Below are 16,392 nucleotides of genomic sequence, written 5' to 3'. Positions count from 1 at the left end.
GCCCTTTCAGCTCTGCCTGGCGTCGAGCCAGGACTGCAGGAACAGGGACGCGGCAACCATGTCGACCTTGCCGCGCATCGAGCGCTCGGAGAGGCCCTGTTCTTTCAGGATACGCTTAGCTTCCGCCGACGAGAGGCGCTCGTCGGCAAACTCCAGCGGAAGTTCGCAGGATTTTGCGATCTTTTGTGCCTGATTCTTGATGCGCTCCGCCTGGGGCCCCTCCTCCCCGGAGAGGGTGAGGGGTCGCCCGCAGAGAAGAACGTCGGGCTCCCAGTCCTCCAGGACGCGGCGGAAGCTGCGCGCGCAGCCAAGCACCTCGGGCGCCGGCAGCACGCAGACCGGGGACGCGACGCGCCCGTCGGGGTCGCTCACCGCAACCCCGACGCGCACCTCGCCGATGTCGAGCGCGAGGACCCGCACTAGATTCCGAGCGCCGAACGGGCCGCGTCGAGGGCGGCGTCGATGCCGGAGGGGTCAGAGCCTCCGGCCTGCGCCATGGCGGGCTTGCCACCGCCGCGGCCGCCGACGAGGCCCGCGATGTCCTTGATGATAGAGCCGGCCGAGAAGCCCTTCGCCACGGCGCCGTCGGTGCCGCCGGCGAGCAGAGCCACCTTGCCGTCGGGCGTGGCGGAGGCGATCACGCAGGCCACGGCGTCACCGCCAGCGGCGTCGCGGATGCCGTCCCAGGCGGAGCGCATCTCCTTGCCGGAGAGCCCGTCCAGGCGCGCGACGACGACCTTGTAGCCGTCGAGCTGCACGGCGGACTTGTACGCGTCGGCCACCTTGCCGGCGCCGGCGCCGGTCGTGGCGGCCTCGAGGGCCTTGCGCGTCTCGCGAAGCTCAGCCTGAAGCGTCGCCACGCGCTCGGCGACGTCGTCCGGGCGGCACTTGAGCTCGCGGGCCACGTCGTCGAGGGCGAGCAGCCGCTCGTCCACGTACTCGATCGCGCCCATCGAGGTCACGGCCTCGATGCGGCGGGCGTTGGAGCCCACCGAGCCCTCGGAGACGATCTTGAACAGCCCCAGGTCGGCGGTGTTGCGCGCATGGGTGCCGCCGCAGAGCTCGCGCGAGAAGGGCTCGTCGGACTCGCCGGTGGAGACGACGCGCACCACGTCGCCGTACTTCTCGCCAAACAGGGCGACGGCGCCGGAGGCCTTGGCCTCGTCGATGCCCATGACGCGGGTCACGATGGGCTCGCCGGCAAAGATCTCGGCGTTGACCATGCCCTCGATGCGGGCGAGCTCGTCGGCGGTCACGGCCTCGAAGTGGGTGAAGTCAAAGCGCAGGCGGTCGGGGGCCACAAGGGAGCCGGCCTGGGAGACGTGCTCGCCCAGAACCTTCTTGAGGGCGGCGTCGAGCAGGTGGGTGGCGGTGTGGTTGCGGCGGATGAGCTCGCGCCGGCCGGCGTCGATGGCGGCGCTCACGGCGTCGCCCGCGGCGAGCGTGCCCTCCTCCACCACGGCCACGTGGGCGTAGAGGGAGCCCTTGACCCTGGTGTCGGTCACACGCAGGCGCGCGCCGGCGCTGGAGATGGTGCCGGTGTCGCCCACCTGGCCGCCCATCTCGGCATAGAACGGCGTGCGGTCGAGAACGACCTCGACCTCGGCGCCCTTCTCGGCACGCTCGACCTCCTCGCCGTCGGCGACGACGGCCAGGACGGTCGCCTCGGCGGCGTCGCTGTCGTAGCCGCAGAACTCGGTGGCGGCCAGGCGGTCGGAGAGCGCGGTCCAGACGTCGTTGAAGGTGCCCCAGGCGTCGCGGTTGGCGGAGGCGCGGGCGCGCTCGCGCTGCTCGGTCATGCAGGCGTCAAAGGCGTCCATGTCCACGACCACGCCGCGGCCCTCGCAGATCTCGCGCGTGAGATCGATGGGGAAGCCGTAGGTGTCGTGCAGCTTGAAGGCGACCTCGCCGGGGAGCTGCTCGCCGTCGGCGAGCTTGCCGAGCTCTGCCTCGAGGCTCTCCTCGCCGGCGTCGAGCGTCGCGCCGAAGCGCTCCTCCTCGGCGCGGACGATGCCGTCGATCAGGGCGTGGCTCTCCACGATAGCCGGGTAGTTCTCGCCCATGAGGCGACAGATCTCCTCGACGTAGGCGCTCAGGAACTCGCCCTCGATGCCCATGAGCCGACCGTGGTAGACCGCGCGGCGCAGCAGGCGGCGCAGGACGTAGCCGCGCCCCTCGTTGGAGGGCAGGATGCCGTCGCCGATCATGAAGGTGACCGCGCGGGCGTGGTCGGCCACGATGCGCAGGCTGCGGTCGCTGGCCGGGTCGTCGCCATAGGTCTTGCCGGAGAGGCGCTCGCCCACGCCGATCAGGGTCTGCAGCAGGTCGCCGTCATAGTTGGTGCCCTTGTGCTGCATGATCGCGGCGATGCGCTCGAGGCCCATGCCGGTGTCGATGTTTCTGTGCGGCAGCTCCGGCAGCGACCCGTCCTCCTGGCGGTCGTACTGCGTGAAGACGAGGTTCCAGAACTCCAGGAAGCGGTCGCAGTCGTCGCAGCCGGGGCCGCAGTGCTCGCCGCCGCAGCCAAACTCCTCGCCCTGGTCGAAGTAGATCTCGGAGCACGGGCCGCAGGGGCCGGTGGGGCCGGCCGCCCAGAAGTTGTCGTCAGCGCCGAGGCGGGAGATGTGGTCGTAGGGGACGCCCTGCTCGTGCCACAGCTCGATGGCCTCGTCGTCGTCCTCGAAGACGGTCATGTAGAGGCGCTCGGGCGGAAGGCCCAGGTGCTCGGGGCTGGTGATGAAGTCATAGGCCCAGGCGATGGCGTCGGCCTTGGAGTAGCCGCCAAAGGAGAAGTTGCCGAGCATCTCGAAGAACGAGAGGTGCGTGGCGTCGCCGATGTTGTCGATGTCGTTGGTGCGCAGGCACTTCTGGCAGGAGCACGCGCCGATCTCGGGCATGGTCTTCTTGCCCTGGTAGTACTCCTTGAACTGGTTCATGCCGGCGTTGGTGAGCAGCAGCGACGGGTCGTCCGGGACGAGCGAGGACGAGGGGTAGAGCTTGCAGCCCTTGCTCTCGAAGAAGTGGAGGAAGTCCTCGCGGATCTCCGCGGTGGTCATGGTCTTGTAGTCGGCGGTGCTCATTGGTCTCCCCTGCGGTCGGGTTTTTATGCGCATACAAGCTGGTTATTTTAGCACGTGTCGCCCGCCGCGACAGGCATCCGCCAGCCCGACGCCGCACCCTCCAAGGAACAGGCGGAATCCGGACGGTCTTGGGCCCGAAACCGACCGGAAGCCGCACGTCTTTGAGGCACGTGCGGAATCCGGACGGAACTCCCGGAACGGCACGTCGGCGGGCGAGAAGGACGGGCGACGCGCCTCCCCGCACGCAAAGGGGGCCGCCCGCCAAGGCGGACGGCCCCATGACAGCCGGCACGAGGCCGGGGGGGCGCGGGCGCTAGCCGGCGAGCCTCTGGTTCATGAGGATCGTGGCAAACTCGGCGCGGGTGATGCTGCGCCCGGGCTCGAGGTTGCCCTCGCCGCTGCCGCTGAAGATGCCCTCGGAGACGGCCCAGCTCATGGCGTCGGCGGCCCAGGCAGAGAGGGTGTCGGCGTCGCCGAACGCGGTGAGGTCGGCGCGGGCGGAGACGTCCTCGCCTGCCGCCTGGGCGGAGTTGAACAGGATGCAGGCGGCCTGCTCGCGAGAGAGCGCCGAGAAGAGTCCGAAGGAGCCGTCGCCGTTGCCCTTGAAGACGCCGGTCTGGAGCGACCAGGCGATCGGCGCGGTGTACCACTCGCCCTCCTCGACGTCGGCGGGAAGCTCGCCGACCTCGACGGCGGGCATGCCGGCGAGGTTGTAGAGCACCGACGCTGCCTCGGCGCGGGTGATCGTGCGGCCGATGCCGAAGGTGCCGTCGGGATACCCGTTCATGAAGCCGTTGAAGTACATCCAGCGGACGGGCTCGGAGTACCACTCGCCCTCGGCGGCGTCGGAGAAGGTGAGCTCATGAGAGACGGAGTCAAACGTGACCACCCAGGCGGAGGCGTGGTCGACGGTCATGCTGACCGTGCCGTCCTGCGCCACGACCGAGGAGCCCTCGAAGCGCAGCATGCCGGCGCCCTCGTCGTAGCGATACGCGTTGGCGTAGATGCCGCCCGCGGGAAGCCCCAGGTCGGCCTCGAGGGTCATGGGGAAGCCGAAGGCCCCGTCGTGGGCGATCGTGAGCTCGACGTAGCCAAAGAGGCCGCCGACGAGCGAGAGCGCGCCCTCGGGCACGGTCCCGGTGCCGAGCGTCACGGCAAGGTCGAGGTCGGAGAGCTTGGCGTCGGTCGGGACGTCGGTGCCGTTGAAGGTCCAGGAGACGCCCGGGGACACGTTGAGGCGCACGTCCACGTCACGACCGGCGACGGCCTGGAACACGAGGGAGGGCACCACGGTGTCGCCCCACAGGTCCACGCTGTAGTCATGGCCCGCCTCGGTGGCGACGAGACCCTCGACGACGGAGACCCAGTCGGAGTCGACGTCGCCGGGCTCCTCGGGTGTCTCGGGCAGCACGTCCGCGACCGCCTGGGCGATGAGCTGGTGGCCGTAGGCGTTGGGATGGAAGTCGAGGTTGACCGTCTTCAGGTCCACGACCGCCGCGTTGCAGGGGTTGGACTCGGCGCCCTCGAAGGCGCCGTGCGCGTCCGCCACGAGACATCCGGCGGCCTCGACGGCCGAGAAGCCCTGGTTCATGGCCTGAACGCCCTGCTCGAAGGCGGCGACGACGTCCTCGAGCTCCTCGACGGCGAGGCTGCCGTAGGGGTTGTACTGGTTCACGAGGACGATCGTGGCGTCGGGGTTCGCCGTCTTGATCGCGGTGATGGCCGTGCCCACGTTGGTCGCGAGCTCAGCGAGGGCCTCGGTCGCCTGCTCGGAGGCGGGGAACCCAGCGAGCAGGCCCTTGAGCATGTTGACGAGGGTGAGGTCGGCCGCGCCGCCGGAGCTGGCCAGCAGGCTTTCGACGAGCTCGGGCGTCATCGCGTTGCCAAGCGCGCCGGACAGCACGGGGTCGGCGTTGATCTCATCCGCAAGATAGGCGTACAGCGCGCCCATGAGGTCGTTGCCGCCCACGGTGATGGTGATGACGTCGGCGCTTGCCACGCTCTCGTCTCCCAGCTGAGCGAGCAGCGTCTCAGAGGTGACGCCGTCGTTCGAGGCGAGATTGGTGAGCTCGTAGCCGCGCTCCTGCGCGACGAGCTCGGGGAAGGACTCCTCCCCCTCAGAAAGCCCGTAGCCCGCAGAGACGCTGTCGCCCAGGGCGACGTAGAGGGCGGCGTCGTCCGCAAGTGCGCGGGCGGGCATCAGTCCCACCGCCAACGCCAGGGCGCACAGGGCGCCGAGCAGACCGAGGAAACGTTTTCTCATGAGCATCTCCCTTCGTCGTCTGACAGGCGGCCGAAGCCTCGCGCGCGGCGAGACGGGCCCTCCATCATGGTTTCACACTTCGGAAGATCCTCCATCGCCCGTTCGAGCGGCAAATCGGGTGATACCAGTGGTTCCTCGGCACGGCGGCTGCGCCCGAGCCCCCGCCCGGAACGGGCGGTCTCGACCGCGGCAAGGGCGCGCGGGCTCCCGTCTTAGGCGGCCTTCACGCGCGTCCGGCGGCGTCTCCGGGGCAAACGTCGCACGCGCGACTCTTCGCGATTGCGCCGAGTATCGGCGTCGCACGCGGGACGGGCCCGGGTGACGATCGGCGGCGCCGCGGGTGAGGGCGGCGGATGTCCTACGCGCCCTTCTCGCCCTACGCGTCCTTCTCGCCCTACGCGTCCTTCTCGCCCGGCGCGTCCTGGCCCGCGGCGGCGGGGGCCTTGGGCTCGGCCTTCTGCTCGTGCAGGCGGGTGAGGCCGTCGAGCAGGCGCGAGCGCGCGATGAAGGTGTCGTCGTCGAGGGCGTCGAAGGTGGGCTGGGGTCGGCCGTCGGCGTAGTTGAACGGCGTGCTCCCAAAGAGCGCGCCCTCGCGCGAGACGAGCTGGCGGCCGGTGTGGGACTCGAAGTAGTAGACGAAGAAGCCCTTGATCGCGGCCGTGAGCGGCACCGCCAGGAGCATGCCCACCGCGCCGCCCAGGGCCCCGCCGATGATGATGCCCACGAGCGAGAGCGCGGGGTGGATCTTGATGGAGGACTGCATCACGAGCGGCGAGAGCACGTTGTCGGTGACGTTTTGGGCCACCACGGTGATGACGAGCGTCCAGAACGCGCAGACCGGGCTCACGAAGAAGCCCAGGAGCACGGCGGAGATCGACGAGAGGAACGGGCCGATCACGGGCACGAAGTGCAGCACGAACGTGGCGATGCCGATGAGGCCCGCATAAGGGTGGCCGATGAGCGCAAGCCCGGCGGCCACCATGAGACCGTTGGCGAGCGAGGTGATGAGGGTCCCGCGCATGTAGCCGCCCATGGAGCGGGAGAGGACGGCGAAGGTGAGCACCATCTCCTCGTCGTACTCCGGGCCCGCGATCACGGCGAGCTCGCGCATGATCTTGGGGTAGTCGAGCGCAAACCAGTACGCCAAGATCAGGCCCAGGAAGAAGGTCACGAAGTGGCCCGCGAGGTCGGTAAGGTTGGCGACGAGGCCCGAGGAGAGGTTGCGCGCAAGGTCGGAGGCTATGCCGGAGCCCGCCTCGGTGAGCACCTGGACCAGGGCGTTCACGGTGTTCTGGACGTTGGTGTTGCCCGTCGTGCCGAAGTAGTCCCAGAAGGTGGCGAGGCCGTCCTGGAGCTGCGTGAAGTAGGTGGGGACGTTTCGCAGGAGCACCATGAGCTCGCGGGCGAAGGGCCCCACGAACAGCGCCACCACCGCGACGATGGCGGCCAGCACGATGAGCAGGGCGAGAAGGGCGGCGAAGCCGCGCGGGACGCGCCGGTCCTCGAGCCAGTTGGTGATGGGGCTGCAGACAAAGCCCACGATGACGCCGATGAGCAGCAGCTCGACGGCCTGTCCCACGATGGCGAGGCCGCGCACCGCCAGCAGGAAGAGCGCGACGCCGCCGACGATGGCCCAGGCTATGGTGGCCCTCAGGCGCCACTTCTCGTATCTGGTCATGCTCCTCCTTCGTGGGTTGACAATCTCGTCAGGTTATAGCGTCAAGGTTGACACTATAACCTGACGAGATTGTCAACCTTCGCGGGGACGACGACCCCCGCCGTCTCATGAGCTCATGAGGCCCTCGGGGTCGATCTTGTCCTGGATGCGGCGCAGGGTGCGGCGCAGCAGGCGCGAGACCTGCACCTGGGAGATGCCCAGACGCTCGGCGATCTCGACCTGCGTGAGCCCCTCCTCGAAGCGCATCTGCACGACCTCGCGCTCGCGCGGCGAGAAGTCGGCGATGGCCTGCTCGAGGACGATGCGGTCGTCCGACGCGGCGAGGTCGGGGTCCTCGGTGGCGTAGTGGTCGATGACCGAGGGGGTCTCGTCGTCCTCTCCCCCGCCGCCGCCCTCGAGCGGGACGGAGCTGTAGGCGCTCGACGACTCCATGGCCTCGAGCACCTCGTCGACGGTCGACCCGAGGTAGTCGGCGATCTCCGCCACGGAGGGGCTGCGCTGCAGCTGGTTGGTCAGCTCGTCGGTGGCCTGGTTGACCTTCGCCGAGAGCTCCTGCAGCCGGCGCGGCACGCGCACCGACCAACCCTTGTCGCGGAAGTGGCGCTTAATCTCGCCCATGATGGTGGGCGTGGCGTAGGTGGTGAACTCGAGCCCGCGGTCCGGGTCAAAGCGGTCGATGGCCTTGATCAGGCCGATCGTTCCCACCTGCACGAGGTCCTCGAGGGACTCCCCGCGGTTCTTGAACTTTGAGGCGAGAAAGCGCACGAGGTTGATGTGGTTGACGATCAGCTGGTCGCGCGCGTCGGCGTCCCCGTTGTCCTTGAGGCGACGGAAGAGCTCCCTGGTGCGGTCCTTGTCCCAGGCGGCCTTTCCGGAGGAGGCGCGGCGCGTGGCGCGGACGGCGGCTCGCTCGGCGGACCCCTTACTGGTCATGGGCGTCCCCCGCCCGCTTGACGAGGTGCAGCGACCGCCCGTCCTCGGAGACGGAGAAGACGTCGCACACGGCGGAGAGCAGGACCTCGACGAGGTCGATGGAGTCGTCGGAGGGCTCCTGCTCGCCGAGGGTAAAGTCCATCGTCATGGCGTCCTCGGAAAGCGAGAAGGACACGTCCACGCGCTCCGGCGCCGTGGCGCAGGAGTAGACGAAGCCCTCCTCCGCGACCATGCGGACGTCCTCGACGTCCTCGACACTCATGTCGCAGCAGACCGCGAGCGTAGAGGCCATCATGCGCACCGAGCGGGCAAACCCCGCCTCAGAGGGGACGCTGAGCGTCACGTTCTTCTCGTCCATCACTTGTCCTCCGCGTCCTTGGAAGGGGCGTCGCCCGCGGGATCGGCCTCCTGCGCGGCGGCCGTGGCCGGGGCCGGGGCCGCGCCCACGGCGCCGTACTCGACGTAGCGGGGCGGCGCCTGCTCGACGCTCGGCGCGAGCTCGACCTGGTCCTTCTCGGCATCCCCCTCGCCGAGGCGCGCGGCGCGCTCGGAGGAGGCGGTGCCCTTGAGGCGCGAGACGACGCTCGCCACGCCGGAGACGGCGGACTCGGCGGCGCGGTTGACCACGTCGGTCACGCTGGAGGCGGTCCCGGAGACGGACGAGACATCCTCGAGGATGCCGTTCACGCGCTCGAGCGAGACGTTGGCGGTGTCGAGCGAGACCTCGGCCTTCTTCAGCAGCGGCAGCGCCTCCTTGGCCACGGGCTCGAGCTCGTCGACGATGCCGTCGAGCTTGGCGACGATGGGCTGGGCCTGCTCGATCACCTCGTTGGCGGAGGCGCTGATCTTGTCGACGCTTTTCCTCGCCGTGCGAGCCGTGAGCGCGAGCTCCACCACGGCCCAGATGCCGACGACGGCGAGGACGAGCAGAGCGATGTAGAGGAAGTCCATGTGCGCCCTCCTTAAGGAGCGTCTTGTGCCTCAGATGATTCCCTAACGTCTCATTTTACCCAACTGGGCGGCCGTCTTTGCCGCGCTTCTCGGCGCCGTCCTCTCCGTCGGCGATGTCGCGCCCGATGGCCTCCTGGCGCCACGCCTCCCAGCCGCGCGGGCTCGCCTGGTAGAAGCAGCCGCGCTCAAGGCCCTCGGGCAGGTAGCGCTGCGGCACCCAGCCGCCCGGGTAGTTGTGCGGGTAGAGGTAGGGGCCGTACTCGTCGGAGCCGGGGCGATGGCGGTCGCGCAGGTGGCTGGGCACCTCGCGGCGAGGTCCCGAGCGCACCTCGGCGAGCGCGGCGTCGATCCCGGCCTCCGCGGCGTTTGACTTGGGCGCCAGGGCCACGTAGGTCGCCGCCTGCGCCAGGTTGATGCGGCACTCCGGCATGCCGATGACCTCGGTGGCCTTGAAGGCCGCGTGGGCGACGAGCAGCGCCTGCGGGTCGGCGTTGCCCACGTCCTCCGAGGCGCAGATCATGATGCGCCGCGCGATGAACTTGGGGTCCTCCCCCGCGTCGAGCATGCGGGCGAGCCAGTAGAGCACGGCGTCGGGGTCGCTGCCGCGCATCGACTTGATGAAGGCCGAGATGACGTCGTAGTGCATGTCCCCGGCCTTGTCATAGGGAAGCCCCCGGCGCGGGTTGGCCTCCAGGACGTGCTCGCGGGTGATGGTCGCGGGACCGCTGCCCTCCCCCTCGGCCGGGCGGTCCACCATCTGGGAGGCCAGCTCGAGCGAGGTGAGCGCGGCGCGCCCGTCGCCACCGGCAAGCGTCACGATCTCGTCTTCCGCCTCGGGCGCGAGCTCGAAGGCGCCCGCGAGCCCCTCCGGGGCGGCCACGGCGCGGCGGACCAGCTCGCGGACGGAGGCGTCGTCGAGGGCGGTGAGCTCCACGACGCGGCTGCGGCTGATGAGGGCGGAGTTGACCTCAAAGTAGGGGTTTTCCGTCGTGGCGCCAATGAGAACGACGATCCGGTCCTCCACGGCGTGCAGGAGGGCGTCTTGCTGGCTGCGGTTGAAGCGGTGGATCTCGTCCACGAACAGGATGGTGCGACGCCCGGAGGTGAGCAGGCGGCTTTCGGCAGACTCGATCTCGCGCCGAAGGTCCTTGACCGTGCCGGTGATGGCGCTGACCTCGACGAACTCGGCGTGCGTGGTGTTGGCGATGATGCGCGCGAGCGTGGTCTTGCCCGTGCCGGCCGGCCCGTAGAGAATGACCGAGGAGAGCGTGTCGTGCTCGATGGCGCGGCGCAGCCAGCTGCCCGGCCCCACGGCCTTGGCCTGGCCGACGTAGCCGTCGAGCGTCGTGGGCCTCATGCGGGCCGCGAGCGGCGCGTTTTGGTTTTTTCGCGCGGTCTCGACGCGCGTGAACAACGTATCCATGGGAACGATTGTACGCCATCGCGCGGGATGCCGCCGGCCGCGGGCGCAGGGGGTTGTTTCAGGACGTGCTCTGCGAGAAACGTCCCTCCGCAACTCCCGGCGCCCGCGGGCGGCGGCGCGCCCCTGTCGGCACTCTGGGGCGAAGGTGCGGGATCGCGACGTTCTTGTCGGCCAAACCGTCGCGTTTCCGCACCTCGGCGGCTGGCGTGCGGGATTGCGACACTTCTGTCGACAAGAACGTCGCGCCGCCGCACCTCAGTAAAACGCGCGGAAAACCCTACAGGTGCTCGGCCACGAAGGCGTCCACGGTGGACCAGTAGAGGTCGGGGTCGGTGCTCGCGGCCAGGCCGTGGCCGGCCCCGGAGACGACGAGCTTCTCCTTCTGCTCGCTCGCGCAGGCGTCGTAGCACTCGTCGAGCATCGAGAAGGGCACGAAGGCGTCCTCGTCGCCGTGGATGAAGAGCATCGGCACGCTCGCGGAGCGCAGGCTCTCCACCGCAGAGGCCGCCTCGAAGGTGTAGCCGGCGCGCAGCAGGCACGCCGCGTCGGCGACGTTGAGGATCGGAAAGCTCGGCAGGCCGAAGACGTTGTCCAGCTGCAACACGAACTCGTCCCAGACGCTCGTGTAGCCGCAGTCCTCCACGATCAGGCTGACGTTTTCCGAGAGGCCGCTCATGCCGGAGGCCATCATGACCTCGGCGCCGCCCATGGAGACGCCAAACAGGATGATGCGCGCCTCGGGGTCGCGCGCCACGATGTCGTCGACCCAGCCCAGAAGGTCGCGCGCGTCTCCCCAGCCCATCTGGATGAGGCCCGTGTCGACGTTGCGCTCGTGGCCGCGCGCGGCAGGCATGAGCACGCTCATGCCCAGCTGGGAGAAGTGGTAGGCGTACTTGGCCATGTCCGCGGGCTCGCCGATGTAGCCGTGGCAGACCACCGCCCAGGTGTGCCCGTCGGAGTAGGCGTCGCCGTTCGCGCCGTCGAGCTCCCAGCCCAGAAGGACCGTGCCGTCCGACGCCTGGTGGGAGACGCTGCGCTTCTCCGCCTCGAACCAGGAGGCAGCCTCGGCGGCATACGCCTCGTCGAACTTGGGCGCCTCGGCGTAGTCGAGCCCGCCCACGCCGCCTTCGCGCATCGAGCGCGCCATCGAGACCTCGGCGTTCGGGTTCAGCGCAAAGTCCACGAGGAAGTTCCCGGCGAGGCCCAGCCCCACGACCACGAGGGCGAGAAGCGCGGCGACCACGATCGCCACGACCCGCCTGGTTCTTCTCGCCAACGCCATACCTACCCCCTCCTTGCGTATATCGGGGCGCCATTCTACACGTGTAGGCCGAGGGGTCAATTATGGGTTAAAGGAGGTGCCGGGAACTCCATCGCGAGCGTGCGCCTTGAGACGCCACGCTCCGTGCAGCGGCTACGGGTCTGCACGCGCCCCTCTCGTCAGCCGCGTCGCCGCCCGGCGCCCTACGCGCGCACGCCCTCCGAGAAGTACCCGCGGTTCGGGAAGAGCCCGGCGGCGTCGGGGAACAGAGCCTCGCAGGTGGCCATGAAGTAGTCGTCGGTCATCGAGGAGATGAAGTCCACCACGGTCTGGTCCGGGTCGCGCTCCCAGTCGTAGCCGCGCCCGTAGAACGCGAGGCGCCGCTGCGTGGGCAGCACGTGGTGCGCGAAGATCGCGGCGGACTCGTCGCCGGCCGCGAGCGCCTCCAGCTCGTAGTCGTAGAGCCGTCCGAAGAGCTCGGCCACCTCGGCGGAGAAGTCGCCGTTGACCTCGCCGGCGCCGTAAATCTTCTCGTAGTTCTCGCGCTTGGCGCGGCGCATCTCGGCAAAGGCCTCCTCGCTCATCTCGATGCGGTCGCGGCCCAGGCTGTGCTCCACGACGTCCGCGACAAAGGCCGCGAGCGCCCAGGCGTTGTAGCCGCCGCCCAGGCCGTCGTCGAAGGTGTCCTCGGAGCAGAGGCCGGCGCTGATGGCGTCCTGGCGGTCCTTGCCCACGTAGGCGATGATGTCGGAGACGCGCACCACGCAGCCCTCGAGGGTCATGGGACGCAGGTGCGAGATGGTCTCGTCGCCGTGCTCCCAGGACGACTCGACCACGCGGTCGAAGGTGTCGAACTCCGCAAGGCCGCTCGTCTCGAAGACCTGCTGCTCGAACTCGCCGTTGTGGCACAGCGCCCCGTCGAGCGTCTGCAGGCTCACGTTGCGCCCGGCGAGCACATCGACCACGCGCACGCTCTGCACGTTGTGGAAAAACCAGCGGCCGGTGCGGGCGTGGAAGACGTCGTTCAGGAAGCGCTCGCCGGCGTGGCCGAAGGGCGTGTGGCCCAGGTCGTGCGCCAGCGCGATGGCCTCGATGAGGTCGAGGTTGAGCCCCAGAGCGCGGCCGATGTCGCGGGCGACGCGCGCCACGAGCTGCACGTGCAGGCCGCGGCGGCACAGGTCGTCGTTGGCGCGGAACGAGAAGACCTGGGTCTTGCCCGCCAGGCGGTTGTAGGCCGGCAGGTGCATGATCTTCTCGGCATCGCGCACGAAGGCGGGCCGCATGGCGGTGTCGCGGTCGCGCTCGCAGGGGTCGCGGCGGATGGCCGAGGCCGCGCGGCAGGCAAACGGAGAGAGCGTCCCGGAGGCGAGGCGCTCGGCCACGGCCTCCGAGGCCCCCTCGGAGAGGCGCCCGGTGAGCCCGGGCGCCAGCCTGTTCACGACCGCCGACATCGGGGCGCTACTCGTTCACGACCAGGCAGCCCAGGTCGAAGTGCTCGCCCCAGGCGCCCATGACGGACTCGTGCCCGCAGCGCGCGTAGACGCCGCGGAAGGCTCCGCGGCACAGGAACAGGCCGAGCATGTTGCCGACCTCGATGGGCTCGGAGCCGCCCTCGCCGCCCACGACGATCTGGGAGCGGTAGGCGGGGTCGCAGCGCTCGATCACGGCGCCCTCCTCGCAGCCGGCGAGCAGGACGCGCCACCACTCGTCGCGGTCCATGCGGTCGACGCCCGCCACGGCCTCGGAGGCACGGTAGCCGCCGGCCGGGCGGACGATCCAGCCGTCCTGCTCGGCGAGGTAGGGCGTGAGGTCGCACCCACGCTCGAGGAAGTGGGCCTCGGGGACGTGGGCGCGCACGAAGGCGAGCTCGTCGGAGGTGAGGACAGCCTCGGTCTCGGGTGCGTGGAGCACGGCGAAGATGGCGTTGGTGGCCACCGGCGCGGCGCAGAAGCCGCCGATCAGGCAGGCCAAGCCGCGGCGGGCGGCCTCGACGAGCGCCTCGGCGCCCGCGCAGGGCTTCTCGAGCATCTCGCCCAGGGGGGCGCGGCGGTAGACGCAGACGACGGGGCCCTCGGAGTCAACGAGGCGACGCTGGCCGGCGGCCTCCTCGATGCGCAGGTCGCGAATGTCCACGAAGCGCGCGAAGACGCCCTCCTCGGCGAGGCGCTCGATGAGGTCGGCAAACTCCACGGCCGAGGCGCTCTCCGGGTAGTCCACGATGCCCACGACCGGGCGCTCGGGGTGATGGGTGCCGGCGTCGGCGTTGGCCCAGGAGGTGTAGGTCTCGCGCAGGGCCTCGATCACGCCGCCCACCGGGTCGAGGGCGTGGATGCCCTCGTGGCGCTCGGAGAAGCGACGGTAGGCCTCGGTGAGGCACACGGCGCGCGTGACGTCGATGGCCGAGGTCATGCCCGCGCTCGTGGTCGCCACGCCGCAGAAGCGGAAGGCACCCGTCTCTTGGTCGAAGAGGGTGTCGAGGCGCATGAAGGGGATCAGCTGGTCATAGCCGGTGGGGATGAGGGTCTGCTGCTCGAACTCCTCCGGAAGGCGGAAGAGCGCCCGGTAGTCGGCGTCGTCGAGGTAGTGGGCCGTGACCTTCTCGAGGATGCGGCCGAAGGTCTCTGCGCCGTCGCGCAGGATGCCCAGCTCGGCGGGACCAAGGATCTTGGGCGTGACGGCCCAGTCGGGCACCCCGCGGCCGCCCCGCACGGGGTGGGACGCGGCGAGGAAGGCGTCGCCGGCGGCCTTGCCCTCGGCGTCACCCCCCAGCTCGTTCACGATGGCGCAGAACTCGGACTCGAGCGCGCGGCTCTGAAGATTGCTCATGGGTGACTCCCTTGGGGTCAGCTTTGGCGTGTTTGCGCTGGGGTTTTACCGTTGCGCGGCGTGCATTGTAGGTGTTGGCGCCCATGCGCGCGAAAAGCCGACAAAATATATAGATATGTGGACGCTTGGTGTAGACGCGCTGCTCAGAGGCTACGAGATGTACCAGAGGCCCTCGGCGGGCGCCACCTCGAACCCCATCGAGCGCTCGAGCGAAAGCGACGCCTCGTTGTCCGGCCAGACGGCGGCCCAGGGCGTGTCGCCGCGGGCGATCGTCTGGGCGAGCTTGGCGGCAGCGAGCGTGCTCCCCCACCCCTTGCGTCGCGACCCCTCGAAGACCTCGAGCATGCCCATCGAGCCGTCCGGGTGTTCCCCGACAAAGCCCACGATGCGGCCGTCCTCGAAGCCGCCGAGAAACGCCCCCGCCTCGAGCAGCTCCTCGAGCTCGCCGGGGGCGAGGTACTCGGGATGGGCGTAGTGCTCGAGGATGACGCCGGCATAGGCCGTCGTGAGCGGGCGCACGTCACGCGTCGCGTCGATCTTGGGCGCCTCGCCGCGCCACGTCACCAGGTGGCAGGGGCGCGGGGAGCCGCCGACGGCGCGGGCGGCGTCGCGGGCCGTCCGGCGATCGCCGCACAGGCACACCACGCCGCGCGAGCCCAGGCAGGTGAGCGCCCGGCGCAGGGTGGCCCGACCCGTCGCCCACGCGAGGGTCTCGCCCCCCGGAAGCCCGAGCACGACGGCGCCCTTGTCGGCGAGAAGGACCTCGCCCAGGCCGCGGCGCAGCGCCTCGACGACGGGCAGGGCGCCCTCGCCGGCCCGCCGGGCGATGGCCAGGGCGAGCGTCCGGCGCTGCTCGGGGCGCACGGCGGTGGCGTCCACGACAAACGAGAGCCGCTCCGCGAGCATCCGCTGCCCCTCGGGGCCCGGATGGTCGGAGCCGTCCGCGAGCAGCTCCGGCAGCGCCTCGGCGTCGAGCAGCGCCGCGCCGTCGACGAGCCGCATCTGCGGGTGGCGGCGCACGGCCGTCTCGATGAGAGCGTCCACCTCGCCGGCGCAGCTGCGCGGGTGCGTGGGATAGAGCTCCTCGGCGTGCGGCAGCGGCGTGAGCACCCACGTCGGGACCTCGGGCCAGGCTTCGGAGACCTCGTAGAGGTAGGCGAGGATCTCACGCCCCACGCGCGAGGCCTGACAGGGCTCGTAGCGGTAGTTCTCGCCAAGCTCCACGACGATCGCCTCGGGACGCGCGACCTCGGAGAGGCCCGCGAGCGAGCCGGGCTGGAAGACCTGTCCGCCCACGCCCTGGTTGAGGAGGTCGAGGTCGAGATGGGCGGCGAGCCGGGCGGTCCAGGAGCGCCCGGGGTCGCACGAGACGAAGCCCTGCGCGATCGAGTCGCCGAGCACGAGCAGCTGCCCGCGCTCCGGTACGGGCTCGAGGTAGGTGCCGTCGGCGCGGACCTCGCGCACGGCGCAGGAGGAGAGGCAGGGCAGCCAGACGCGCACGCGATGGGGCTCCCCCATGCCGGGAAGCGGGATGCGCACGAGCCCCGGCTCCGGGGCGGCGTCCGGGTCGTCGAGGGCAAACTCGACGAGGTCGTTCTCGTCCGGTGTCATGAGCGGGAGGTGACGGCCGTCGACGTCTGCCGAGACGCCGTCGAAGGGCGGCGTGGGGCCGCCCTCGTGGCGCGCCGCGTCGTCGAGCACAGCCTGCGCGCCCTTGGGGACCGCATCCACGCGCACCTCGACGGCCACGCGCGTGGCGTCGGTCGAGAACTCGAGGCAGACGCCCGAGGTGCAGGCCGCCATGCTCCGATAGAGCCCGGGATGCCACGCGCGGACGCTCCCGAGTGCCCTGAGCTGGTCGACGGTGAATCTGATCGGACGGACCCAGCCGCCCTTCTCGGCGGCGGTGTCGATGGCGCCGTGCAGCAGGTCCGCGGCACGCGCGCTGATGGCGAGGTTCATATGGTCCCTCTGCGT

General features: G+C 70.2%; 12 protein-coding genes. All 12 read right to left on the bottom strand.

Annotated elements, in window-relative coordinates:
* Window positions 1–6: 6 nt before the first annotated feature.
* Window positions 7–420: a Holliday junction resolvase RuvX gene (gene ruvX / locus B5F85_RS02460; RefSeq protein ID WP_087314070.1), complete on the bottom strand. Its 414-nt coding sequence runs from the start codon at window positions 418–420 to the stop codon at window positions 7–9.
* Window positions 420–3,080 (bottom strand): alanine--tRNA ligase, encoded by a 2,661-nt coding sequence (gene alaS / locus B5F85_RS02455; RefSeq protein ID WP_087314068.1) that lies wholly within the window; start codon window positions 3,078–3,080, stop codon window positions 420–422. Before alaS ends, ruvX begins: the two co-directional genes overlap by 1 nt.
* 313 nt (window positions 3,081–3,393) lie before the next feature.
* A complete protein-coding gene (locus tag B5F85_RS02450; RefSeq protein ID WP_158094543.1) occupies window positions 3,394–5,343 on the bottom strand; it encodes an S-layer homology domain-containing protein in 1,950 nt (649 codons plus the stop codon).
* Window positions 5,344–5,737: 394 nt separating this feature from the next.
* Window positions 5,738–7,021, bottom strand: a complete 1,284-nt coding sequence (locus B5F85_RS02445; protein WP_087314065.1) for an AI-2E family transporter — start codon at window positions 7,019–7,021, stop codon at window positions 5,738–5,740.
* A 105-nt stretch (window positions 7,022–7,126) separates the two neighbouring features.
* Entirely contained in the window at window positions 7,127–7,954 is an 828-nt protein-coding gene (locus B5F85_RS02440; protein ID WP_087314063.1) for a SigB/SigF/SigG family RNA polymerase sigma factor, read from the bottom strand.
* Window positions 7,944–8,312 carry an ATP-binding protein gene (locus B5F85_RS02435; RefSeq protein WP_087314062.1) on the bottom strand — a complete coding sequence of 123 codons (369 nt, stop codon included), beginning with the start codon at window positions 8,310–8,312 and terminating at the stop codon, window positions 7,944–7,946. The genes B5F85_RS02440 and B5F85_RS02435 overlap by 11 nt, the downstream gene beginning before the upstream one ends.
* A complete protein-coding gene (locus B5F85_RS02430) occupies window positions 8,312–8,905 on the bottom strand; it encodes a hypothetical protein (RefSeq protein ID WP_087314060.1) in 594 nt (197 codons plus the stop codon). Before B5F85_RS02430 ends, B5F85_RS02435 begins: the two co-directional genes overlap by 1 nt.
* A 55-nt stretch (window positions 8,906–8,960) precedes the next feature.
* Window positions 8,961–10,328: a replication-associated recombination protein A gene (locus tag B5F85_RS02425; protein ID WP_087314058.1), complete on the bottom strand. Its 1,368-nt coding sequence runs from the start codon at window positions 10,326–10,328 to the stop codon at window positions 8,961–8,963.
* A gap of 277 nt (window positions 10,329–10,605) precedes the next feature.
* Window positions 10,606–11,604 carry an alpha/beta hydrolase gene (locus tag B5F85_RS02420; RefSeq protein WP_239386608.1) on the bottom strand — a complete coding sequence of 333 codons (999 nt, stop codon included), beginning with the start codon at window positions 11,602–11,604 and terminating at the stop codon, window positions 10,606–10,608.
* 188 nt (window positions 11,605–11,792) lie between these two features.
* Window positions 11,793–13,040, bottom strand: a complete 1,248-nt coding sequence (locus B5F85_RS02415) for an HD domain-containing protein (protein ID WP_087314054.1) — start codon at window positions 13,038–13,040, stop codon at window positions 11,793–11,795.
* A gap of 7 nt (window positions 13,041–13,047) precedes the next feature.
* Entirely contained in the window at window positions 13,048–14,415 is a 1,368-nt protein-coding gene (locus tag B5F85_RS02410; RefSeq protein WP_087314052.1) for a hypothetical protein, read from the bottom strand.
* A gap of 150 nt (window positions 14,416–14,565) precedes the next feature.
* A complete protein-coding gene (locus B5F85_RS02405; RefSeq protein ID WP_087314050.1) occupies window positions 14,566–16,377 on the bottom strand; it encodes a GNAT family N-acetyltransferase in 1,812 nt (603 codons plus the stop codon).
* Between the last annotated feature and the right edge of the window lie 15 nt (window positions 16,378–16,392).

The sequence above is a fragment of the Olsenella sp. An293 genome, assembly GCF_002159495.1.
In the GTDB taxonomy this organism is placed as follows: domain Bacteria; phylum Actinomycetota; class Coriobacteriia; order Coriobacteriales; family Atopobiaceae; genus Thermophilibacter.
Note: the sequence above shows the minus strand (reverse complement) of the source record. Positions and strands in the feature narration are given on the sequence as shown.